Annotated in this window: 18 protein-coding genes; 4 read left to right on the plus strand and 14 right to left on the minus strand. The window is 64.1% G+C overall.

The features are described from left to right. Positions 1 to 14: 14 nt before the first annotated feature. A complete protein-coding gene (locus AB4Z32_RS23895) occupies positions 15 to 809 on the plus strand; it encodes an MlaA family lipoprotein (RefSeq protein ID WP_442124366.1) in 795 nt (264 codons plus the stop codon). Between the two features lies 1 nt (position 810). On the opposite strand, the gene AB4Z32_RS23900 is transcribed toward AB4Z32_RS23895, so the two are convergent. From AB4Z32_RS23900 to AB4Z32_RS23920, 5 genes are all read right to left on the minus strand, one after another. Further along, positions 811 to 1,512 (minus strand): phosphorylase family protein, encoded by a 702-nt coding sequence (locus AB4Z32_RS23900; RefSeq protein ID WP_442124367.1) that lies wholly within the window; start codon positions 1,510 to 1,512, stop codon positions 811 to 813. Next, on the minus strand, positions 1,509 to 3,530 hold the full coding sequence (shc, locus tag AB4Z32_RS23905; RefSeq protein ID WP_442124368.1) for a squalene--hopene cyclase: 2,022 nt from the start codon (positions 3,528 to 3,530) through the stop codon (positions 1,509 to 1,511). Before shc ends, AB4Z32_RS23900 begins: the two co-directional genes overlap by 4 nt. A gap of 23 nt (positions 3,531 to 3,553) precedes the next feature. Continuing rightward, positions 3,554 to 4,399: a presqualene diphosphate synthase HpnD gene (hpnD, locus tag AB4Z32_RS23910; protein ID WP_442124369.1), complete on the minus strand. Its 846-nt coding sequence runs from the start codon at positions 4,397 to 4,399 to the stop codon at positions 3,554 to 3,556. Positions 4,400 to 4,496: 97 nt separating this feature from the next. Further along, positions 4,497 to 4,862, minus strand: a complete 366-nt coding sequence (locus tag AB4Z32_RS23915; RefSeq protein WP_442124370.1) for a cupredoxin domain-containing protein — start codon at positions 4,860 to 4,862, stop codon at positions 4,497 to 4,499. Further along, positions 4,859 to 5,752, minus strand: a complete 894-nt coding sequence (locus AB4Z32_RS23920) for a metallophosphoesterase family protein (RefSeq protein WP_442124371.1) — start codon at positions 5,750 to 5,752, stop codon at positions 4,859 to 4,861. Before AB4Z32_RS23920 ends, AB4Z32_RS23915 begins: the two co-directional genes overlap by 4 nt. A 146-nt stretch (positions 5,753 to 5,898) precedes the next feature. Here AB4Z32_RS23920 and AB4Z32_RS23925 point away from each other — a divergent pair, with 146 nt between their 5' ends. The 3 genes from AB4Z32_RS23925 to ftsZ all read left to right on the plus strand — a co-directional run bounded on the left by AB4Z32_RS23925 (position 5,899) and on the right by ftsZ (position 8,451). Further along, positions 5,899 to 6,429: a sigma-70 family RNA polymerase sigma factor gene (locus AB4Z32_RS23925; RefSeq protein WP_442124372.1), complete on the plus strand. Its 531-nt coding sequence runs from the start codon at positions 5,899 to 5,901 to the stop codon at positions 6,427 to 6,429. Further along, entirely contained in the window at positions 6,416 to 7,174 is a 759-nt protein-coding gene (locus AB4Z32_RS23930; RefSeq protein WP_442124373.1) for an anti-sigma factor family protein, read from the plus strand. The genes AB4Z32_RS23925 and AB4Z32_RS23930 overlap by 14 nt, the downstream gene beginning before the upstream one ends. A gap of 116 nt (positions 7,175 to 7,290) precedes the next feature. Further along, positions 7,291 to 8,451, plus strand: a complete 1,161-nt coding sequence (gene ftsZ, locus AB4Z32_RS23935; RefSeq protein WP_442124374.1) for a cell division protein FtsZ — start codon at positions 7,291 to 7,293, stop codon at positions 8,449 to 8,451. Positions 8,452 to 8,454: 3 nt separating this feature from the next. On the opposite strand, the gene AB4Z32_RS23940 is transcribed toward ftsZ, so the two are convergent. The 9 genes from AB4Z32_RS23940 to AB4Z32_RS23980 all read right to left on the minus strand — a co-directional run bounded on the left by AB4Z32_RS23940 (position 8,455) and on the right by AB4Z32_RS23980 (position 22,704). Then, positions 8,455 to 10,923, minus strand: a complete 2,469-nt coding sequence (locus AB4Z32_RS23940; RefSeq protein WP_442124375.1) for a triple tyrosine motif-containing protein — start codon at positions 10,921 to 10,923, stop codon at positions 8,455 to 8,457. Between the two features lie 1,394 nt (positions 10,924 to 12,317). After that, positions 12,318 to 14,543: a diguanylate cyclase domain-containing protein gene (locus AB4Z32_RS23945; protein ID WP_442124376.1), complete on the minus strand. Its 2,226-nt coding sequence runs from the start codon at positions 14,541 to 14,543 to the stop codon at positions 12,318 to 12,320. A 449-nt stretch (positions 14,544 to 14,992) separates the two neighbouring features. Beyond that, positions 14,993 to 15,970 carry an HDOD domain-containing protein gene (locus AB4Z32_RS23950; RefSeq protein WP_442124377.1) on the minus strand — a complete coding sequence of 326 codons (978 nt, stop codon included), beginning with the start codon at positions 15,968 to 15,970 and terminating at the stop codon, positions 14,993 to 14,995. 87 nt (positions 15,971 to 16,057) lie between these two features. Continuing rightward, positions 16,058 to 16,603, minus strand: coding sequence for a response regulator (locus AB4Z32_RS23955; RefSeq protein WP_442124378.1), 546 nt, complete (start codon positions 16,601 to 16,603; stop codon positions 16,058 to 16,060). Next, positions 16,581 to 17,927, minus strand: coding sequence for an HD domain-containing phosphohydrolase (locus AB4Z32_RS23960; RefSeq protein WP_442124379.1), 1,347 nt, complete (start codon positions 17,925 to 17,927; stop codon positions 16,581 to 16,583). The genes AB4Z32_RS23955 and AB4Z32_RS23960 overlap by 23 nt, the downstream gene beginning before the upstream one ends. Beyond that, positions 17,924 to 18,874 carry an ATP-binding protein gene (locus tag AB4Z32_RS23965; protein WP_442124380.1) on the minus strand — a complete coding sequence of 317 codons (951 nt, stop codon included), beginning with the start codon at positions 18,872 to 18,874 and terminating at the stop codon, positions 17,924 to 17,926. Before AB4Z32_RS23965 ends, AB4Z32_RS23960 begins: the two co-directional genes overlap by 4 nt. 4 nt (positions 18,875 to 18,878) lie before the next feature. Then, on the minus strand, positions 18,879 to 19,718 hold the full coding sequence (locus AB4Z32_RS23970) for an HDOD domain-containing protein (protein ID WP_442124392.1): 840 nt from the start codon (positions 19,716 to 19,718) through the stop codon (positions 18,879 to 18,881). Between the two features lie 2 nt (positions 19,719 to 19,720). Further along, positions 19,721 to 20,038 carry a hypothetical protein gene (locus AB4Z32_RS23975; RefSeq protein WP_442124381.1) on the minus strand — a complete coding sequence of 106 codons (318 nt, stop codon included), beginning with the start codon at positions 20,036 to 20,038 and terminating at the stop codon, positions 19,721 to 19,723. Next, positions 20,035 to 22,704, minus strand: coding sequence for an EAL domain-containing protein (locus AB4Z32_RS23980; RefSeq protein ID WP_442124382.1), 2,670 nt, complete (start codon positions 22,702 to 22,704; stop codon positions 20,035 to 20,037). Before AB4Z32_RS23980 ends, AB4Z32_RS23975 begins: the two co-directional genes overlap by 4 nt. Between the last annotated feature and the right edge of the window lie 176 nt (positions 22,705 to 22,880).

Consider the following 22,880-nt stretch of genomic DNA (forward strand, 5'->3'; position numbering starts at 1 on the left):
AAGGCCAGAACCGTATGCGAACACACATCCAACCCTCCGCTGCGCCACCCGCGATCCGCCTGGCCGCTCTCGCCGGCCTCGCCGCACTGGGTGGCTGCGCCACCGGCCCGGGCAGCAATCCAGCCGATCCTCTGGAGCCGCTCAATCGCGTCACCTGGCGCGTCAACGACGCCGTCGACCGCACCGTCGCCCAGCCGGTGGCGCGCGGCTACAACCGCGTCGTGCCGAGTCCGATCCGTACGGGCATCGCGAATTTCTTCGCCAACCTGGGCGATGTACCGGTCATGTTCAACAATTTCGCCCAGCTGCGCCTCATGGACGGCATGTCCGACCTGATGCGAGTGGCCGTCAACAGCACGTTTGGCCTCCTGGGCTTCCTCGACATCGCGACGCCGGCCGGGATTCCCAAACACAACCAGGACTTCGGCCTGACCCTGGCCCACTACGGCGTGGCGAGCGGTCCCTATCTGGTGCTGCCGCTGTTCGGGCCCAGCACCTTCCGCGACGCCGCCGGCTTCGGCGCCGACCAGTTCGTTACGCCCGTCAACTACGCCCGCCCCGCGGTTCGCAATTCATTGTGGGGAATCAACTTCGTCAGCGAACGTGCCCGCTACCTGAACGCGACCAATCTGCTGGAACAGGCGGCCCTCGACAAATACCTGTTCGTACGCGACGCCTGGCTGGCGCAACGGCAGTCCAAAATCGAGGAAGAGCAGCCGCGGGCCCTGCCCGACTACGAGGCGGACCAGAAGAGCAATGCGACCGGAGGCGGCACGGCGGGCGACCGCCCCGCCGGCAAGAACAAGTGACTCAACGCGGCGGCGCCAGCGCCCCGCCGAGCCGCACGGCCAGGCGCAGCAGGGAACGCCGCGCGCGCCAGGCATCCAGCGCCAAAACGGCCAGTGCGACGGCTTCATGCGGTGCCGCCGCGAGGCCGCGCAGGAGCGCCGGGATGTCGGTGCCGCCGCCAGGGCGCATCGCAGCCAGGGCGCATGCGGGCAGGCTGCGCCAGGCGGGGTCCAGCACCACCCGGCAGGCTGCGAACGGCAGGCCATGACGCCTCGCCGCCAGCGCCGCCGCATGCGATTCCATGTCGACCGCGCGCACGCCCGTCTCTTGCCACAGCCTTGCCTTGTCCCTGCTCGTGGCGAGCGGGAAATCCAGCCCTGCGAGCAGGCCTTCGCGCGCCTGCGGCAGCCGGGCCCGCAGTGCACGCGACCAGGCGCGATCCACGGGAAACGCCCCGGCCGCGCTCCACACGCTTGACGCCAGCAGGCAGTCGCCCGGCCGCAGTGAGGGATCGGTGGCGCCGGCGCAGCCAAAGCTCAGGATGCCGCCCCAGTCCCCGGCGCGCCCGCCCTGCCCGGCGAGCAGGGCATCGAGCCCATCGGCAATCCGCTGCGGTCCGGGCCCGCGCACGGTGGCCACGCCCAGCCTGGACACGATCGCCGCTTCGAAGCCCAGGCCGCAGACGACGATGACCCTGGCATCCCGCTCGCCCGTGTCCCTCACATGCCATACCCCGGCTTGCCGCCGCCGCTAAAGCGCAGCTTGCGGTAGCGCGCCAGCGCCCACAAGGGGAAATAGCGCGCATAGCCGTGGTAACGCAGATAGAACACGCGTTCGAAGCCGGTCGCGGTGTGGTGTTGCTCGTCCCACAGCCCATCCTCGCGCTGCCGCTCGAGCAGCCAGGCGATGCCGCGGGCGACGGCCGGCGAGTCGACCGCGCCCACCGCCATCATCCCGAGCACCGCCCATGCGGTCTGCGAAGGTGTCGACTGGAATGGCCGGTGGCCGTCGTAGCCGAGACGGTAGCTGTCGCCGTCCTCGCCCCAGCCGCCATCCTCGTTCTGGATCGATGCCAGCCATGCGACGGCGCGCACGGCCGCCTCGTCCTTCATGTCCAGGCCGGCGGCGCCGAGCGCGCACAGCACGCTCCAGGCGCCATAGATATAGTTCATGCCCCAGCGTCCATACCATGCGCCGCACGCTTCCTGCTCGTCGAGCAGCCATGCCAGCGCACGCCGGGCCGGCGCCTTCCGGTCGCGGCAGGCAGCCGGATCGAGCTGGGCCAGCATCGACACGCAGCGCGCGGACACGTCCGCAGTGGGCGGATCGAGGAGCGCGCCGTGATCGGCGAAGGGAATGTTGTTCAGGTAGAGGTGGGTGTTCTCCGGGTCGAAGGCACCCCAGCCGTGCCCGTGGCGCCCGCCGCGGCACTGCATGCCGAGTACCCATTCGCGGGCGCGCTCGACCGCGTCCTGGAAACCGGGCTCGGGCTGGAGCCGGTCGTAGCGATGCATGGCCATCGCCACGACCGCCGTATCGTCGACGTCCGGATAGTGCGCATTCGCATACTGGAAGGCCCAGCCACCGGGGCGCAGGCCGGGGCGGCGCTCCGCCCAGTCGCCGTGCAGGTCGACGATCTGCAGGGGACGCAGCCACTCGAGGCCGCGGCGCGCCGCCTCGAGCGCTTCCGGCGTGCCCGTTTCGAGGAGGGCATGGCTCATCAGCGCGGTATCCCACACTGGGGAAAAGCAGGGCTGGCAGTAGGTTTCGTCGCCACGGTCCACCAGCAGCCTGTCGACCGCACGGCGCGCACGGACGGCATCCGGATCGTCGCGCGGGACGCCCATCGCATCGAACATCATGACGGCGTTGACCATGGCCGGAAAAATGGCGCCGAGCCCGTGCTCGCCGTTGAGCCGCTCGCGTACGAAACTGCTGGCGCGTGCTATCGCGCGGCGCCGCAGGCGGGCCGGCATGCCGGGCTGCAGCAGTCGGACGCAGGCCTCGGCCTTGCTGAAGAAGGCGAACCAGAACGGATTCTGGTGCGGCGCGCAAGCTGCCGGGCCAAGCTCGCGCGGCGGCGCCAGGAACAGCTCGTCGATGCCGACCCCGCGCGGGTTGCGCGCGCGCGGCTTGAGCGCGTCGAGCACCAGCAGGGGCGTCAGCACGGTGCGGGTCCAGTAGGAGACCTTGGACAAATGGAAGGGGAACCAGCGCGGCAGCAGCGCGATTTCGACCGGCATGACCGGCACGGCATCCCAGCACACGACCCCGTACAGCGCCAGCAGGATGCGGGTAAACACGTTGCTGCGTTCGGCGCCGCCGCGCGCCCGGATCGCCTCTCGCGCCCGGACCATGTGCGGCGCATCCGGCGAATCGCCGATCATTTTCAGGGCGAAATAAGCTTTCACGCTGGCGCTCGGGTCGTAGGCGCCGTCATGGAACAGCGGCCAGCCGCCGTGCGCGCCCTGCTTGCGGCGAAGGTAGCGGCCGATTCGCGCTTCCAGCGCCGGGTCGGCCGGCTCGCCCAGCGCGTGCACCATCAGCACGTACTCGGCAGGGATGGTGGCATCCGCTTCCAGTTCGTAGACCCAGTGCCCGTCCGGCCGCTGCTCGGCCAGGACCGCCCGGAGCGCGCGCTCGATTCCCTGCTCGAGACCGCGGCTGCGCGCCTCATGCGCGACCCCGCCTGCACCCGCCGTCCCCACATGCAATGCCCGGAACGCTGAATATCGCATCATGATTCCTTTACAGAAATGATGGGCTATAGAACGGCATGCCGCAGCAGGATGCCGAGCCGTTCGAGGCTGCCGACCCTGACCGCGTCGCGAGGCCCGGCCCAGCCCCGCTCGAGCATGCGCGCCAGCAGCGCCTGGTACACCGCGCCCATGATGCGCGGTGTCCGCACGCAGCCGCCGCGATGACCGCGCATGACATTCGTGGCCTCGTCGAAACAGGCGCGCGCCTGGCCGGCTAGCCGGACACAGGCTTGCGGCAGTGCGGGATCGGCTGCGATCGCCGCCGCCTTCCACCCGCCGTCGCCAGGGGCAATACCCGCTTCCATCAGCAATTCACGCGGCAGATAGGCGCGACCGATGCCGGCGTCCTCGTCGATGTCGCGCAGAATATTGGTCAACTGCAGGGCGCGCCCAAGGTGATGCGCGAGCAGGATGCCGTCGTCGTTCGGCAGGCCGAACACCCTGACCGACAGCCGGCCGACCGCACTGGCGACGCGGTCGCAGTACAGGTCGAGCGTCGCCGCCGGCGGCGCGCAGATAGGCTCGGACTGTGCGTCCATGAGCATGCCGTCGATGACGGCGTCGAAATCGGGGCGTGCGAGTGAGAAAGTGGCAATATCACGCTGCAAGTTCGCCAGATGCGCCGGGCCGGCGCCGTCGATGCATGCGTGCACGTCCTCGCGCCAACGCTCCAGCGCCGCACGCTTTTCGGCAGGCGGCGCCGCGCCATCGGCGATGTCGTCCACCGCGCGGCAAAAAGCATAGATATCGAACATGGCGGCGCGGCGCGGCCGCGGCAGGATGCGGAGGGCCTGGTGGAAAGAACTGCCGGGCCTGGGAGCCGGCTGGACGGTCACCTGCGACAGGTTCATATGCCCTCCTCCTGACGAGACCACATGCGGCAGACGAGATGGATCGGGGGAATTCTAGAACATCCTGGACATTCGGGGCGGACGACTGGACCACGCCTCAACTCACGACAATCATTCCGGACATCGTTTCATGGCCGGATCCGCAAAAGATATCGCAATGAAACGGGAACTGACCGGCCTTGTCCGGCGTCAGGCGGAGCCGTGTCACCATACCGGGCAGGATATCGCTTCGCACACCGAAGTCCGGCAAATTGAAACCCATCGGGACGTCCAGCGAAGTGAATTCGAAGCTGACCGGTACGCCAAGCGCGAGCCGGATCTCATCCGGCTCGAACGTGAATCGCCGGGCGCGCACTTGCACCAGGCGCTCCTGCTCGCGCCTCGCGCTTGCGGGAACCAGCATGCTCAGGGTAGCCGCCGCCGTGCCAAGCACGAACAGGCGCCGCTGCAGGCAGGGTTTCATGACGAGCCTCCCTGGACGGGGAATTCCTGCAATTGAAAGGCCTGCCCCGCCTGCTGCGCGGCCACCTCGCGGTATCCCAATCCGCGATAGGGATGCGCGGCATCCCATGGCAGCGGTGCGCGCTTGGGTTGCGATCCTGGCGCCGGCAAGGGATAGATCAGGGAACGCGCCGCATGGTGGGCAATATGGCCGGTCATGTGATGATTTTCTTGATGAATATGGCCGTAGAAAACAGTGACGTTCGCGCGCGGCATCAACAGCTCGACAGCCGCCGCGCCATCCCGCGTGGCCCAGTCCCATTGTGGATACAGGTCGAACAAGGGACGATGCGTGAACACGACGACCGGCAGGTTCGCTGCTGTCTTGCCGAGGTCGCTGGCCAGCCACGCGAGCTGGGCGTCGCCGATTCTTCCTGCGGGGTCGGAGACATTGTCCAGCACAATGAAATGCACGCCCTTGTGGTCGAAGCTGTAGTGGGTGTCGCCAAAGAATTCCTGGAAGGCGGCACCATGGTCCAGCGATGCGTCGTGCTCGCCTGGCATGAAATGCAGATCCTTGACCTTCAAACCGTCGATGATCCCCTTGAATTCGCCCAGCCTCTTGCGGCGCTCCACCGGATCATCGGTCGTGTGCGTCAGGTCGCCGGTAAACACGATGAAATCGGGCGGCGGCTCCAGCTTGTTCACGGCCGCGACTGCTTTCGGCAGCGTCCCGCGGGCATCGGGATTGGGCGATCCCTCAAAACCCCAGTGCGCGTCCGACAGCTGAACAAAATAAAAATCCTTTTCTGGTGTACCTGCGCTGGCCCAGCCGGCCAGGCCGGACGCAAACACCACGCCACCCAGCCCTGCCAGCTTGAGGAAATCGCGCCGGTCGATAGTGTGTTCCATTGCTTCCTCCATGTTCATCCCCGATTCGATCGGATCGGTAAGCCGTATACCGGCGGCAGCGACGTCTTATTCCCGGACCACCCGACGAATCGGGAATAAAATCCAGGCGAGCGCAGTCTTGATGGGATGACAAGCGAAGGATGCGTATGGACAGCTCGGCCCTTGAAGTGCGATTCCGGGAATTGATCCTGCCGCATCTGAATTCGGCCTTCAATCTCGCTTGCTGGTTGACCCGCAACCGCGAGGATGCGCAGGACATCGTGCAGGAGGCCGCGATGCGTGCGTTCAAGTATTTTTCAGGATTTCATGGCAGCGACGGACGCGTGTGGCTGCTTCGCATCGTGCGCAACACCTTTTACAGCGGATTGCGTGAAAAAGGCGTGCCGCCAGAGACGGCATTCGACGAAGAACTCCACGGCCTGGACGAAACCCGTGGGAATCCGGAGGCCCGGCTGATGCAACAGGATTGCGATCGGGCCGTACAACAGGCGCTTGCCGCCCTGCCTCTTGAATTTCGCGAGGTCGTCGTCCTGCGCGAACTGGAAGAATTGTCGTACAAGGAAATCGCCGAGATTGCCGGTATTCCGATCGGCACGGTGATGTCAAGGCTGGGACGGGGCCGCAAGCTTCTCGCGAGAAACCTCGGCGAGGCTATCGGAGGGAATGATGGAGCATAGCGAGATCCAGCAACTCTTGCCCGCCTATGTCGACCGGGAGCTGGGCATCGTCGACACGCTCGCGGTGGATCGTCATCTCGAGACCTGTCTCGCGTGCCGGCGCGAGATCGAGGAACAACGCAGCGCCGGCATGCGGATACGTGAGAAAGCGCCGTATTTCAGCGCACCGCCGGCGCTGCACGCGCAGGTCGTCACGGGCCTGCCGTCCAGTCGGATGCCTCGCACGAGCCCGCTTGCACGGCGAAGCTGGTGGCCGCAAACCGCCGCGGCGCTCACCGTGGCGCTGGCAGCGGCCCTGGCCTGGGGTGTCGGCGAGTACCGCATGGCGCGGTCGCCGCAACAGATCCTGACCGATGAACTGGTCGCAAGTCACATACGGTCCCTGCAAGTCGACCACCTGACCGACCTTGTCTCGTCCGATCAACACACCGTCAAACCCTGGTTCAACGGCAAGCTGCCCTTCGCTCCCCCAGTCATCGACCTCGCAGCGCAAGGATATCCGCTGATCGGTGGCCGGCTCGACTATCTGGCGGGCCAGAATGTCGCGGTCCTCGTCTACCGCCGCCATCGCCATCCGATTAATGTGACGATCTGGCCAGGCAAGGATCTGCCTACAAGGCCGCAGATGACAGACAGGCAAGGCTATCACCTGGTCCGGTGGAGCGCTGGCGGGATGAATTTCTCGGCGGTGTCGGACCTTGGCGAAAACGAGCTCATGCAGTTCGTGGCCTTGCTGCATACCTAAGCGCACACCAGCGTTTCGGCGCCATTGCACGCGTTATTACAATTATTTTCGAATGTAACGTTTTCAAACTTTCGCGTGCGCACCTCAGCAAGTAGTCTAATAGGCTCGGCACCAGCATGCGCTTGTCGCGCAGCAATTACAGCCGGTCGAACACACAATTTCAAACGGAGTATTCCTTGTCCGAAACAAACATTCCCCAACCGGCAACGGTCATCAAGATAATCGGGGTTGGCGGTGCCGGCGGCAATGCCGTCAGCCATATGGCCTCCTCCGGAGTGTCGACCTTCGAATTCATTTGCGCGAATACAGACGCGCAAGCGCTGTCGAACACCAAGACCGAAAAACGGATCCAGCTCGGCGAGAGCGGACTCGGCGCAGGCAGCGACCCGATCGTCGGACGCGAAAGCGCCACGCGCGAACGCACCATCATCGCCGATGCGCTCAAAGGCGCCGACATGGTGTTCCTCACCGCCGGCATGGGCGGCGGCACCGGCACCGGCGCCGCGCCCGTGATTGCCGAAGTGGCGCGCGAGCTGGGCATCCTGACCGTCGGCGTGGTGTCGAAGCCCTTCGAATTCGAAGGTCCGCGGCGCATGCGCGTAGCGGAAGAAGGCATCGCCACCCTGGCCCGATGCGTCGACTCGCTCGTCATCGTCCTCAATAGCCGCCTCGAGGAAGTCCTCGGTGGCGACATCACGCAAAAGGAGGCGTTTGCCGCCGCCGACGATGTGCTGAGCAAGGCGGTGACCGGGATTGCCGAAATCATCACCGTGCCTGGAATGGTCAACGTCGATTTCGAGGACGTGCGCACGGTCATGCGCCAGACCGGCATGGCCATGATGGGCTCCGCCCAGCACAGCGGCGAAGACCGTGCCGTCAAGGCGGCCGAAGAAGCCATTGCCTGCCCGCTGCTCGACGGCTCGAACCTGCGCGCCGCGCGCGGTGTGCTGGTCAACATTGCCGCATCCGAGGAAACGCTGAAGCTGCGTGAAACGAAGGCGGTAATGAACGCGATCTGCTCGCAGACCGGCGACGAGGCCATCATCAAGTTCGGCGCGGTCTACGACGAGTCGCTGGGCGACGCCATGCGCGTGACCGTGGTGGCCACGGGCCTGAACCGGCCCAGCGACTTCGCACTCGGCGCCAAGCGTTCGCCGATCACGCGCCCGGTGTCCCAGTCGCAGTCGATCCTGCGTCACGCCGCCGTCCAGGCGCCGGTGAGGCCGGCGCCGTCGCAGCTTGAGTCGCGCACCGGTCAGGACGTCCAGAGCCGCTGAACGTCAGCGTCGCCAGGGCCAGCGCCAGCGCAGGCCCCGGCGCACGTCCGCATACGCCAGCGCCGCCTTGATTTCGATCCGCCAGCTCGTGCCGGCGCCGGGCGCCGTGCGCAGGCACGCGTCGGCATGGATGCGCCGGGCGCGCTCCTCGATGCCGCGCAAGCCCCAGTGGCCCTGCTTGTCCCTGGCGCCGGCGTCGATACCGCGGCCGTCGTCCCGCATGGTCAGCACCAGGGCGCCTGCACCGTACTCCACGACCGCTTCGTGCAGTTTTGCATCCGCATGGCGGAAGGCGTTGCGCAAGGCTTCGCGGCCGATGGCGCACAACTCCTGCTCGACGATCGGATGCAGCGGCCGCGCCCTGCCCACGCAGCGCAGCGTGAAGTGCTGGCCCGGGCCGGCGTCCTGCTCCCCCGTCGTGCGCAGATAGTCGCACAGCGAGGGCTCGTGGTGCGCGCCGTCGCGCAGGGCTGCGACCTTGTCGCGCCCTTCCTCGATGGCGGCCTTGGCGTCGCGCAGGCTGCGCCTCAAAGAGTCCGCCAGCGCGGACTCCGATGCGGGCAGGATCGTCGTCACCTTCATCACGAAACCCTGGAAAGTCTGCAGCACGGTGTCGTGCAGGTCGCGTGCGATGCGTTCGCGCTCTTCCATCCGCGCACTCATACGCTCGGTCAAGGTCCGCGTCAGGAAGCGCAGGCGCAGGCGGTAGCCGAGCCAGAGCAGCAGCAGGCCGGCCAGCACGCACGCCAGCTTGAACCAGGCGGTCTGCACCACGGTCGGCGCCACGTGCAGGTCGAGAGTCCGTTCGCCTTCGCTCCACACGCCGTCCTCGTTCATGGCGCGCACCCGGAAGCGGTAGTCTCCCGGCGCCAGCCCCGTATAGGTGGCGCTGCGTTCGGAGCCGGTTTGCCAGGCACGGTCCACGCCGTCGAGGCGGTAGCTGAAGACGATGCGTTCGGGCCGGCTCAGCGCAGGTGCGGTGAAGTCGAAGCGCAGGCGCGTGGTGCCGGCGCGGATCAGCGGCGGGCGCGTCAGCGGGTAGGCAAGCTCATCCCCGGTCACCGCCAGCAGCAAGGGCTGCGGCGCCAGCGGATTGCGTTCGCGCCGCGACGGGTCGAGCTCGACGATGCCGTCGGTGGTCGTCACCCACAGGTGCTCGCCCACCAACCTCAACGACGCTACACCCGCCGCAGTGCCCGAGTAGCCGTCGCGCGCGTCCAGCAAGGCATAGCGCAGCGGCGCACCGCTATCCACCGCCCGGCGCCAATCGCTTGCTTCGACACGCAGCAGGCCGATGCCGCCGTTCAGCCAGCGGGTGCCGTCGGCCGCCACGAAGAAGCCGGTGACACGGCGCAGCACATCGTCGCGCTCCACGCGCAAGCGCCGGAAGCGCCCTTCGTGCAACACTGCCACGCCAGCTTCGCCGCCCACGACGAGTTCGGGCGCCGTCGACACGCAAGTCGCCTGGCCGATGTTGCCCAGCGCAGCCTGGCCGTATTCCCCCCGCAGGCGGCCACCCTCGAACAGCACCAGGCGGCCATCGGCGAGTCCGCGCCACATCTGGCCGGGCTGGCCCGCCGTGCTGAAGACGAATTCGGCGCCAGGCAGGTCGGCCAGCGGCCGCCAGGCGTGGCCGTCCCAAAGCTGGACCGGGACGTTCACCCCGCCGAGCCAGACCCGGTGGCCGTCGCCGCGTGCCCAGGCCGCCATCGGCAGCGGTCCCGGCAGGTCGATAACGGTCTCGACGCCGGCGCGGCGCACCGTAATGCCGTCCTCCCTGAGGAGCACGACCGCACCGTCGGGCGCAAGCGTAGCACCGCGATACTTGCCCGGCAACGCCGTGAGACGGCGCGACGCAGGATCGTAGCGCCATCCCCGCATCTCCTGGGGAGCGACCACCCACACGCTGCCGTCGGCGTCGGGCGCGACATGGAAATCTCCCTTGATGGCCGGCAGCCCCAAGGGGCGCAAGGTGTTCCGGCGGAAGCGCTCGATACCGGTCGCAGAACCGAGCCAGATATCGCCTTCACGGTCTTCGAAGATCACGCGCGGCGCCAGCGAGCTCAGCTGGCCAGGCTGGTCGAGCCGGCTCGTCGTCGCCGCAGCCACGTCGATGTAGCTCGCCTGGTCCACGCCGGCGTACGCGGCCAGGCAGACGCCGGTCGGACAGCGCAGTGCCCACAGGTTGCCGGCCCGGTCGAAGATGGCGGTACTGCCCGATCCCTGGCTGAGGTAGCCCGGTCGCGCGGTAGCACTGGGCGCCGCCGCCGATACGAGCGCAAGATAGCTATCCGCTCCAACCCAGAGCCGGCCGTCCTGCGAGGTCCGGAATCCCAGCATCTTTTCGGAAGCGTCGCGGTTTGGTGCAGTCAGGCTGGCGGGGACGCAACGCTCGGCGTCCCGGTCGTAGCGGAACAGGTGACGGCCATTGGTGGCCCATAACCGGTCGTTGCGATCAAGTGCGATCGTCAACGGCGCATCGGGGCAGCCTTGCGCCGCTCCCAGCTTCGACCAGCGCCCCTGCTGCAGGCGCCGCAGACCGGAGGATGTGCCGACCCACAGCGCGCCTTCGCCGTCGCGTACCACGTCATTGGTCCTGCTGACGGGACTCTCCTTCGTTCCCGGAGCGAGATGCTCAAGCCGGCCGTCCGCGTGCAGTACACTCAGGCCCGGGGCCTCGTAAGCGATGTACAGGTCGCCGTTGGGCTGGGGTGCCAGCTCCCAGATCCGGGGGCTCAGCAAGTGCTCGCCGTTGGCTGCGACGAAGGGGTGGAAACGCACGCCGTCGAAGCGGTACAGGCCGTTCGGCGTCCCCAGCCACAGCCAGCCATCGGGCGTTTGCGTCATGCGCTCGACGTGTACGGGCGCGCCGTCGCTCGCGGTCCAGACGGCATGGTTGTAGTCGGCCAGAACGACGGAATGGCCCTGTGCGCAAGCAAGGGAACTCAATGCGATGCCCATCAGCGTGCTGCACAATCGTCGCGTTCGGGGCATTGCCCTGCTTTTCCTCATTCTCAGGATTCCGTCTTTTGTTCTCGTGAACATGAAAAAAAAGCCCCTGAAATCAGGGGCTCGTGTTGCCGTTACTGCCTAAGCTTTTCAGCCGCCGGCGAGCCTGGCGTCATTCCCATTCTATCAATGGATGAGCTAGCCGGTTGATTCGATGAAGCTTTTTTCACTACAAACTGATCCGTACCATTAGCAGTAGCATGTTGCACTTCCGCATGGCGGGACACTACGCCAGACCTGGGACTTCTAGTTGATCAAACAACACGCAGTTGCGACATCCGCTAATTCGGATTGCTCCTTTCTATGAGGAGCTGACGGTAGCTCATCAGTGAATCCCGGTTGATGAGCAACCGACAAGCAACCGTCGCTGGGAAGCGACATCGAGCATGACCAGCGGCGGTCGCCATTCAAATTGGTTCCGGCGCAAATTATGTACGCGAGCAGGCCACGCACGATTGCGGCGCGAACTGAGCCGTAAGTCGGCGATTTCAACGGCAGAGCCGACAACTCTGCAGAGATAGATCAACTGGCCGCGGATTCTCCCGTAGCTCTTGTCCACTTGCGAAGACGCGTAGGCCTGGGCTGAAAAGCGGCTCCAACCTTTGTCGTCCAACACTTAAGCATCGCGTCGTCCGACTCTACCGACCGCAAACCAACGGTAAGGCAGATCGCATCATCTAGTCAGCGCTACACGAGTGGATCCATGGTTTCGTCTACACCGATTCTGACGAGCGGACGGATGTCTTCCGCCAGTGGAACGACGATTACGACCGTGGCCGTCCCCGCCAAGGGATCGGCGACATAGCACCGCTATCCAGGCTCTCTACCGATGGCGACAATCTCCTGCAAATGCACGCCTAGAGAGCAGAGCCGTAAACCTCGTGCCGGTTGCGTCCGCCACGCTTGGCCCGATACATCGCCTGATCCGCCCGGCGCACCGCCTCGTCGCCAGCCATACCTGGCTCGAGAAAGGCGACACCAACGCTAGTGCCGGCCGCCACGTCGGCCGAGCCGAGTGGAAATGGCGCCTGCATCACCGCAACAAGCTTGCGCGCCACGGTTTCTGCGGTCTTGCGGTCGGGCAAATCCTCCAGCAGCACGGCGAATTCGTCGCCGCCGAGGCGTACCACGAGGTCCGTCTCTCGCACCACGTGCTTGATGCGCTGACCGAACGCCTTGAGCACCACGTCGCCTGCGTCGTGGCCATAGGTATCGTTGATCGCCTTGAACCGGTCAAGGTCGAGGTACAGCAGCGCCACTGTCGCATGACGGCGCTTCACGCGCGACGTCACCAATTCCAAGTGGTGGTAGAAGAAGGCGCGATTGGCCAGCCCGGTCAGACTGTCGTAATGCGCCAATTGCTGCAGCTGTCGTTCAAGCAACTTACGATCAGTGATATCTTCGTATAACCCGAGCAACGCGACGGTGCGTCCGTCAATGTCATAGAGCGGTATTTTGCTTGTACGCAACCAGGTCTCACTGCCATCATCACGCAGCTGACGCTCCTCGAAATTGATTTTTGGCTCGTTGGAGCGCATCGTCTCGATGTCGTCATTCCGGTACAATTCCGCGCTTGCCCGCCAAGCCAGTTCAAAATCGCTCTTGCCAACGATGTCTTCGGGTCGCGCCAAGCCTGCATCACGGGAAAACGCCTCGTTACAGCCCATATATCTGAGCTGCGAGTCCTTCCAGAATACCCTCTGGGGAATGTTGTCGATGACCAGTTTGAGCATCCGCTGAGAGTCCGCAAGGCGCCACTCGATCAATTTTCGTTCAGTGATGTTTTCGGCAATACCGAGAACACTGATCACCCGATCGTTAGCTATTACCGGAAGCATGATCATGCTCACCTCGATGCGCACGCCAACGTTATCGATCAGCGCCGATTCGAAGGACACCGAATCCCCATTCAAGACCTCCGCAAACGCCTGGAGAAAGCGCGACAGATTCTCCGGCACGATCATCTCCTCGATGGGCTTCCCGATCAGGTCTTGCTTGCTCAATTTAAAATCATTCAAGGCCTTCGCGTTTGCACTCAGGAAGCGGTGTCGGTGATCGAGGGAATAGGCCGCAAAAGGGTGTTTTTCGAAGATCGTGTCAAAGCGCATGACTTCTGCGCGCCGGCGCGAGCGCTTGGCCACACGCCGCATCCACGCTGCAGTGAGGTAGGCGAGTCCGATCGACGCCATAAAGCCCGCCAACAGGATCACTGCGCCGTAGGGATTGTAATAACGCTCGCGGTACACAGCCTTTGCGAAGAAAAACAGTTTCCACGTGCGGTTAGCGAACGTAAGGTCGGATTGGCGGGCCACAGGAAAATCACGGTCGCCCAAGCGAAAGTGCGGTCGTTTGTCGCCGTCATACAACTGATTCTCGGGGCGCACCGATCCATCGTAAATCTCAAGGTCGAATGACCGACGAAATCCCGGCCCCATTACCCGCTCCACTGCCTCGTCAACATCGACAACTAAAAAAACAAAGCCGCGCAATGCTGCGCGCCGCTCGGCAATCGTAGTTGGCGGGAGCGCCGTGCGGTAGACGGGCGAGAAAACGGCGACCACTGGCGTTGCATTCGAGCTGCTCAGGTAGGAATGCGGTTGCGTAGAGGTGGGCAAGCCGGAATCGCGGGCCACCTGCATTGCCCGCCGGCGTTCAGGTACTTTCGACAAGTCGGGCTCCCAGGCACGCAGCGCCTCTGCACTTCGCGGATACATGTACCAGTATGAGAACAAGGCATTGGTATTCAGGCTGGAGCCTGGCACCTGCTCAACATATCCAATCGAGCGAAGGCCCGGATGCTCGGCAAGCACATCGGCGGTGCGCGCATATCTTACGAAGCCAGCTTCGCCAGAATCACCGGCGGCCGCGACGTAACCCGCCAGGTCCCGGCTTAAATGCGCGTAAGCGCCGATGCCCTGCTCAAGTGCGTACTGGTACTGGGCCGCGTCGGTCGCCGCGTGAAGCGCGGTACGTTCGCCAGCGAGGCGATTTTCGAGTTCGAAAGCGGAGAACGAAACGGAGCATCCAAGCAGCAGTACTAGGAAGGCAGGTAGAAGTGTGCGATTTCGATCGGTATCTGGCATTCGATTGCATCAACTCCATAAAGCGCGGACCGGGCCATTCCTTAGCCCCCCAAGTTGCGGCAAAGAAAAAGACGGATTCAAGCGCCTCGTCGTCTTGCAATCTTTTTCGAACAATATAGCACCTGCATTGTCGAGGCCCCGACACGCGCTGCCACTTGTAGACTAAGCGGCAAGAACAGTGTTCTGTCCCGGTCTAATGGCGCCGAATGCCAGATTGGGCGGCCATGATCGAAAATTGACAACGTTTCAAAGAACTTGCGCGCCAGACAGGCGTAGCGCACCGGCATGTTGTAGCACTCGACGAGCACACACATAAAATTTGTCGCATTAGCTTGATTTCACTTTCAAGCGCGTTCTTTTTTTCGGCGGCATTAGGTTGCAAATGCCTTCCGTTCCGACAAAATGGTTGAGCTACTGATTTCTCTGCATTGCAAGCAATCGAAATGTCTTTAACTTTCCACATTGCACAGCTTTCGCAGGCAGCGCTGCTGGAAACTGTCGAGTGCATCCGAGATGAGGTTATCGTCTGCGGATAGGACACCGCTGTCGAGCAGCAGCCGCAGCTTGGCAATACAATCGCCCTGGCGAAGCGCCAGGGCAAGGTTTGACTCGCCAGGATCAGCTGCCTGCGCAATGGCGTCTGCGACGTCCTGCGGAAAATCCCAATGTCTTGCAATCGCCGCCGAGAGAGCCCGACTACAGGCCAGCAGCTTGACACCAAACTGGCTGGACGCAGGAACCTTGCCTGGCTCGCACACACGCTCAGCGAGCCGGAACGCGACGACCAGACCGACGTTCTGCATCAGGCCGGCCAGATAGGACTCGAACACGCCGGTGGTCAGGCCCGGCGCCACCAGGCTTGCGGCAAGCGCGCATTTTTCGGACTGGCCCCAGATCTGGGGCGCAACTCGCCGCAAAAATCCACCGGACTGCATTTTGATGACAGGCCGAAAACCGATACGGGCAAGTAACATGCGTAATCCATTTTGCCCAAGCATCATGATCGCGGCTTCGACGGTCTTGACTGCGGTCAAGGGCCGATAGTAGGCGCTGTTGGCCTCGCGAATGACTTCCGCAACCAGCACGACGTCTTGCTCCACCTGGCGCGACAGCTCCGCGACCGAGACCTCCTCGTCGCGCAGGCTACGCAACAGGCGCGGAATCACCTCGGGCACGCGTGGCACCAGTTCGGCCGCCTCGCCCGGAGAGTCGCACAGGCCTTGCACCTGATCGAGAATCGAGGTTTCCAACTCGGCAGGCGCGTTGAATCCCGCGGACGCGGTCAGCCATCGATAGTAGGCGGCATCGATCTCGGCGCAAGTACGCTCCGCCTGCCGCGCCTGCGCCGTGCCATCGGCATCCTGGCCGGCACCTTCGTTCGTCCCCGCTTCAGCGTTGCCTATCAAACGCGAAATCCATTTTTTCATATCGACAAGGTCTCGCTCAAGAACCCAGCATGTTTCAGTGCACCTGCGAAGCCGCTCGTCCGAGCGCGCGTGCTCGACGCATCTCGATCAGAAAAGCCGAATATTCCCATGTTCATCCCAATTCACGTGCGTAATGCCTGGCTCTTCCTGTTCAAGCTGTTGCAACTCGCACTGGTGCGGCGCGCATTCCTCCTGGTCGGCGCGGACTTCCGACGCTTGCGCGGCAGGCTGCCCCGGCCTAGACTGCATCAGGCAGTCCCGCCGCTCGAACGCTTCCCGCACCGTTGCGACCAATTCCTCGTGCTCCCATGGCTTAGCCAAGTAACGAAACACCTCGGCCCGGTTGACTGCCGCGATGATGTCGGCGTAATCCGTGGTCGCGCTCACGACGATGCGCGTCGCGGTGGGCTGCAGCCCCTTCACCAGCTGCAGCACGTCGGCGCCGTTGAGGCCCGGCATGCGAAAGTCTGAAATCACGACATCGAAGTCCTGGTCGCCAGCACGCAGAACGGCGCTTTCGGGATCGTCGAATGTTTCGATCGTGACGCTCTCCTTGGGGAATGCCGAGCGTAGCGTGCGCCTCAGCGCATTCAGTACGCCAGGCTCGTCGTCAAGAATCAGAATACGGCGCATGCGCTGCTCCAGACCTGATGAAGAGTTGAAGTTCGGTACCCGCCCTGTGCTCGAATTCGGCAAGCTGTTTCAGCATCCGCTCGCTCAGCACGTGATCTGTCGACAGCAGCAAGGCGCCTTCTGCGGACAGCAGGTCGCGGCTGAGCACCATCCCCGGCTTGAGCTGTGTTATCCCCATGGCAATCTCCGCGACTTCCTCGGAGATACTGCGTCCGGTCCGGATATCGTAGAATGCCCCAACCACGCCTGGGTCGTAGCGCTTGCCTCTGCTTTCCACCACCAGATCGGTTGCCCGCCTGGCGTCCATCTGCTGCTGAACAAGCAGGCCCTGCTGCAATGCTTCGAAGTCGTGGGCCACCGCCAAAATGCGCGCCGCGAGCGGTATGTCGAAGCCAGCCACGCCGTCGGGAAAGCCGCTACCGTCGAAACGCTCGCGATGGGCGCGCACGATGGCGGCGACTTCGCGCAATTCTTCGAGAGGCATGAGCAACTGCTCGCCAAGCAGCGGATATTTGCGGTAGCGCCCCAGGTTGTCCCCCCTCAGCATTGACTCCGGCATGCCGAGCAAACTGTCTGGAAACCCGGTCTTGCCGATTTCATGCAGCAGGCCCGCCACGAACACGTCCTGCGCTTCACGCGGGGTCAAGCCCATCCGCAGCGCGATCCGGCGCGCCAAGTCGGCGATCCGCCGTCCATGCCCCGCGACAGCTCCCCCGCGCATTTCGATCAGGCTCGACAGGACTTTGATCAATGTGAGGAAATTCGACTTCAGCCGCTCGTGCGAAGCCTGCAAGGAGTTCTGGGCCGCACTCAGCTCCGCTGTCCGATCACGCACACGTTGTTCGAGCGTTGCGTTCAGATCACGCAGCGCGTCGTTCTGCTGCCTCGTCAGCACCTCCAGCCGGAGTTTCTCGCGTTCCAGCCGCTGGCGCTCCAAGGCGTCGCGGATGACCAGCAGCAGCGCGCTTTCGTTCCACGGCTTGGTGATGTAGCGGTAGATTTCGCCACGATTGATCGCGCTGATGGTGGACTCGACGTCCGCATGGCCGGTCAACAGCAGGCGCAGCGTGTCGGGCCAACGGCGCCTCACACATTCGAGGAACTCTGTACCATTCATTTCCGGCATTTGCATGTCGGAAATAACGATGTCGACTCGCTCCTGTTCCAATACAGCCACGCCTGCCGCCGCGCTTTCTGCGCACAGCACCCGGAAACTTTCCTTCCGAAACAAACGCCGCAGGGCGGCCAGGATATTCGGTTCGTCGTCCACGCACAGGATCGTGGCTGCAGGCGTGTCCGATCCCACGGCGGCAATCGCGCTCATACCGGAACCTGCGCCGCAACCTCGGCATCGTCGTGGCTGATCGGCAATTCGATGCGGAAGACGGTACCCAAGCCTTCTTCGCTGTGCACCTCGATCCGGCCGCCGTGCTTTTGTATGATGCCGTAGGACAGCGACAGTCCGAGGCCGGTCCCGCTGCCGATCGCCTTCGTGGTGAAGAAAGGATCGAAGATGCGCGACTGGATCGCCTTGGGAATGCCGCTTCCGGTGTCGGCGATCTCGATCCACACATGACCGTCGCCGGTGCCGGTCCGGATCGTGATCCGCCCGCGCGGCCCGCTGATCGCCTGGGCGCCGTTGACGACGATATTCAGGATCACTTGGTTGATCTGGGACGGTAGACATTCGACCTCGGGAATGTCGCCGTATTCCTTGATGATATCGGCCTTGTACTTGACTTCGTTATTGACGATGTTCAGCGTCGAGTCGATCCCGTGGTGGAGATTCACCCACTGCCAATCCTGGTGCGCGTCGACCCGCGAGAAATCCTTCAGATCCTGGACGATCTTGCGCACCCTCTCGATGCCTTCGCGCGACTCGACCATCAGGACCGGGACGTCGTCCTTCAGGAAATCGAGGTCCACCTGATGGCGCAGCGCCGCGATCTGCTTGACCACCTCCGGGTTCGCGATGAACTGCTCGGCCTGTTCGTACTGGACCAGCACCCGCAGCAGGTCGGCGACATAGGTCTGCAAGGTGCCGAAATTCGAGAAAACGAAACTGATCGGGTTATTGATCTCGTGCGCGACACCGGCAGCAAGTTGCCCGATGGAGGCGAGCTTTTCCGACTGCAGCAATTGCTCCTGCGCCCTGGAAAGCTTTGCGTTCAGTTCGGTAAGTTCCTGGTTGCGGCGCAGCAGTTCAGCCTCCACCGATTCCTGGCGCACCACGGCGCCGGCCCCGCATGTGATATCAACGGTGTGTGTCATGGTCCTAGCCCTGCATGAAAAGTCGGGACGCTTCCTCGAACTGGCCTTCGGTCTCGCGGCATACGGCCTGCAGATGGTCCGGTGTCAGACGAAGGCTTTCCCAGGTCGCGTCGTTCAAACGCGGCACGGCGATATGCGCGCCGCCGCCCAGATCCAGTGCCTGCACCAGCGCGTTCGCCGCATGCACCAGGCCGGGGACGTTGCAAAGGTCGGCGCCGGCCGGCGCATGGTGCTGACCGATCGCACGCTGGATCAAGGGCGGGAACTTCCATATCTCCGCCAGCATCTCGCCGACGCGCTGGTGATCCACGCCGAGGATGCACAGCTCGGCCTCACTGGTGGTCGTGTCGTTGCGCTCACAGTAGGCGAGCACTTGCGCGTATTCGTCGGGAAAGCTGGACGCCAGCACGAGCCGGCCGATATCGTGCAGCAGGCCGGCAATGAAGGCGCAATCCTGGTCCAGCCCGGCATGGCGCGCGAGGCTCTTCGCACATAGCGCGGCCGCAATCGAATGACGCCAGAAGCCAGCAACGTCGATCTGCTGGCATTTACTGTCGCCAAAGGTCTCGATGACGCTGCTCGCCACCGCCAGCACACGCGCACTGTCGAAGCCGAGCACAACAATGGCCTGCTTGACGGTCCTGACCTTCGCCGCCAGGCCATAAAAGGACGAATTCGCAAGGCGAAGGGTCTTGGCGGCGAGCGCCTGGTCCCGCGAGATCTTTTCCGCCAGAGTCGTTACGTCGACATCCTCGCGCTCGAAGGAACTGATCAGATCGAGGGCGATCGAGGGCAAGGTTGGCAGGTCGCGGACGCGTTTCACCACTTGGGCAATATCGACCATGTTCACGACAACTCCGCCATCCGGTATCCTTCGACGACCTCGCGCAACAGCAGGTTTGCCTTCCCGCTTCCCGCATGGCGGCACAAGTACTCGAGCCGTTCCTGCGCGCGTGAGCGCTCGGCGGCTAGCTGCTCCGCCGTGATCGAATCGTCGACGATCAGCACCGTCTCGACGTCGCGCCGCAGCAGGGACCGGATCATGGCGCCGGTGAGCACGGTATCCTTTGGCAGCAGGACGTTGCCGGACCGGTCCCGCACCTCCGCATAGAGGCACTTGCCTTCTTCGGCCTCGGCGGTTGCAACTGCTTGAAAGCGTTTCATGACGCTGATACTCCTGTTTTGTTGGCGCCACCGGGCAGACACGCGGATGCGTCGCCCGGCGCGTGAATATCGATAGCCTGACCAGTGACGGCGATGAGCCACCCGCGCGACTGGCTCCCGCTCCCCATAGGACGCAGATCGGCCGGAAGCCGGCAGTTACCAATACGGTGCTCGAAAGTAAGTCCCGTACCGTCAGGTAACTGTGCTGGCAGGCTGGGAAATAACTGTCGCACGTCGCTGCCGAGGACCGGCCCGTGACCGGCAAACAGTTCCAGTGCGGCCCGATTTGCCAATACGATTGTGCCGAGATCGTCACTCGCCAGAACCGGCACCGGCACATTGCTGAGTGCCTCGTGCACGATGTCCAGGCTGATCTCGCCGCGCTGGATCTCGCTGCGCTGTTGCGCCAGAACAGACTCGAGCTGGTGATTCACTGCGGCGAGCTTCTGGTTGGCGGTGCGGACCTGCAGTGTCAGCATGCGGTTCTCGTCGGCCATCGCACCGTACAGGAAGGCCTCCTGGATATGGCCGCGCAGTTGCTCGTCATCCCAGGGCTTGGTCAGGAACTTGTAGATCGCCCCGGCGTTGACGGCATCGGTCACCGTCTGCAGTTCGGTAAAACCGGACAATACGATGCGCACCGTGTCCGGATAGTGCTGCCTCACGGTGCGCAGGAACTCCACCCCGGTCATCCCCGGCATGCGCTGGTCGGACACGATCACGTCGACCGAGTGCTCCGCCAGCACCTGCAGCCCTTCGCTCCCGCTGTTGGCAGTCAGGATGCGATAGCCCTCGTTACGCAACAGGCGCCTGAGCGAGGACAGGATGCTGGGCTCGTCGTCGACCAGCAGCAGCGTAGGTTTGGCACGACTGAAGCGCAGCAACTGTGGCGCCAGCGCGCTTCCCGCTCGCAGGAAGTCCGTCATGGCATCCGCGGGAATCGGCTCGCAGACGTAGTAGCCCTGCACCTCGTCGCACATATGACGCGACAGGAATTCGCACTGGCTTTCCCGTTCGACGCGTTCAGCGATGACACGCATGCCGAGACTGTGCCCCATCGAGATGATCGCACTCACGATCGCCGACGCACCTTCGTCCTCGGGGACGCGCAGCAGGAACGAACCGTCGATCTTGAGGACGTCGACCGGCAGTAGGCGCAGGTTCCCGAGGCTGGAATAGCCGGTCCCGAAATCGTCGACGCAGGTCCTGATGCCGAGGCGTCTCAAGGCATAGAGACTGTCCGCGGCCCCGTCCAGGTCTTCCATCAACAAGCTTTCGGTGACCTCGAGATCGAGGCAGCTCGCCGGCAATCCCGTGTCCGCAAGCGTTTGCGCGACAGACTTTTCCAGATCGCGCGTAGCAAATTGCCGCGCCGATAAGTTGACCGCGACCCGCAAGGATGTGAAACCCATCTCGCGCCAGCGCACGGCCTGGGCGCAGGCAGTGCGCAGCACCCACTTCCCGAGGTCGCCGATCAGGCCGCACTCTTCCGCAACCGCGATCAGCGTGGCCGGGGCCACGCTTTCCCCCGCCCTCGTCCAGCGCACCAACGCCTCGACGGCGCTGATATCGCCGGTCACGAGATCGACCTGAGGCTGGTAATGCACCTGCAGTTCGCCCCGCGTGAGAGCCTCACGCAAGGCGAAGCCAAGCTGCATGCGCTCGAGTTCGGCGCCATCGGGCGGGGTATCGTCCCAGCGCAGCATGCCCGCGCCGCCTTCCTGTGCCCGCGCCAGGGCATGGTCTGCGGCAAGCAACAGGCTGTCGACCGTCTGTCCGCTCGTGGGGAAGCTCGCAACGCCAACGCAACAGGTCAGATACATGGCGTCGCCTTCATAGCTGAACGGTTCCGCCAGGGCCCGGGCGACGTCGCGGATCCGCTGCGCTGCGCCTGTCTGGGACTCTCCTTCGAACATGAGCAGAAACTTGTCCCCGTTCTCGCGTGCGAGCGTCGCGTCGGGCCCGGCGGCCGCCTCGATCCGGCGCGCCACGTCAAGCAGGATGTGCTCGCCGCACTCGCGGCCGAGCAGGGCATTGATGCGCTTGAACAGGTCGAGATCGAGGGCCGCCACCTGGAATGCGCCCTGGACGCGCGCCGCCAGTCGCAAGGCGTGTTCGAGTCGGTCGCGGAACAGGGCATAGTTTGGCAAGCCCGTCAGGACGTCGTGCGTGAGGCTGAACTGGAGTTCGCGTTGCGAAATCGTCTCCATCGTCACATCGCTTCCCTGGACCAGCAGGCCAGCGGCATGCTGTCCATTAACCTCCGCGATCGGCTGGAGTACGAAGTCGATATACCGCAGCTGGGAGCTGCCGTCCGGCGTCAGGACCCGCACCTCGCGCGCGCGCTCGACGTGGCGTTCGCCGCGCGCCATGACCTCATGACAGAGAGCGACGACGCCCTGTTCGGCCACCTCCGGCAAGGCAATATGGAAGGGCAAGCCGACTAGTTGCTCGCGTCCCACCAATCGCTTGTAGGCGTCGTTCGCATGCGTGAACACCAGCTCGGGGCCGGCGAGAAAAGCGACGAACCCTGGTGCGTGCTCGAACCACTCCAACGCGACGAAAGCTTCGGAGCGCAGCGGCAGGGCGAACGGCACCGTTACGCCCGGCTGAGGCGCGATAGCGTGGTCCGTGGGTCCGGGCAAGTGGGTGATGACTGCTTTCATTGGGATCGGATAACAACTCGACAAGCGCTTGTGGAATGTGAAACTGATGTGTTCAGCCGGCAGGGCACCGGCTCGCCGCAAGGCATCGGCGACCGCGGCAATAGTGTCGTGACGTGGCGCCTAGCGCCGCACAGGTGGCGGGCGAGCCCGGCGTGGCGGGTCGGACCACCTTGTGA

This window comes from Massilia sp. 2TAF26, from assembly GCF_052115005.1.
Taxonomy (GTDB): Bacteria; Pseudomonadota; Gammaproteobacteria; order Burkholderiales; family Burkholderiaceae_D; genus Telluria.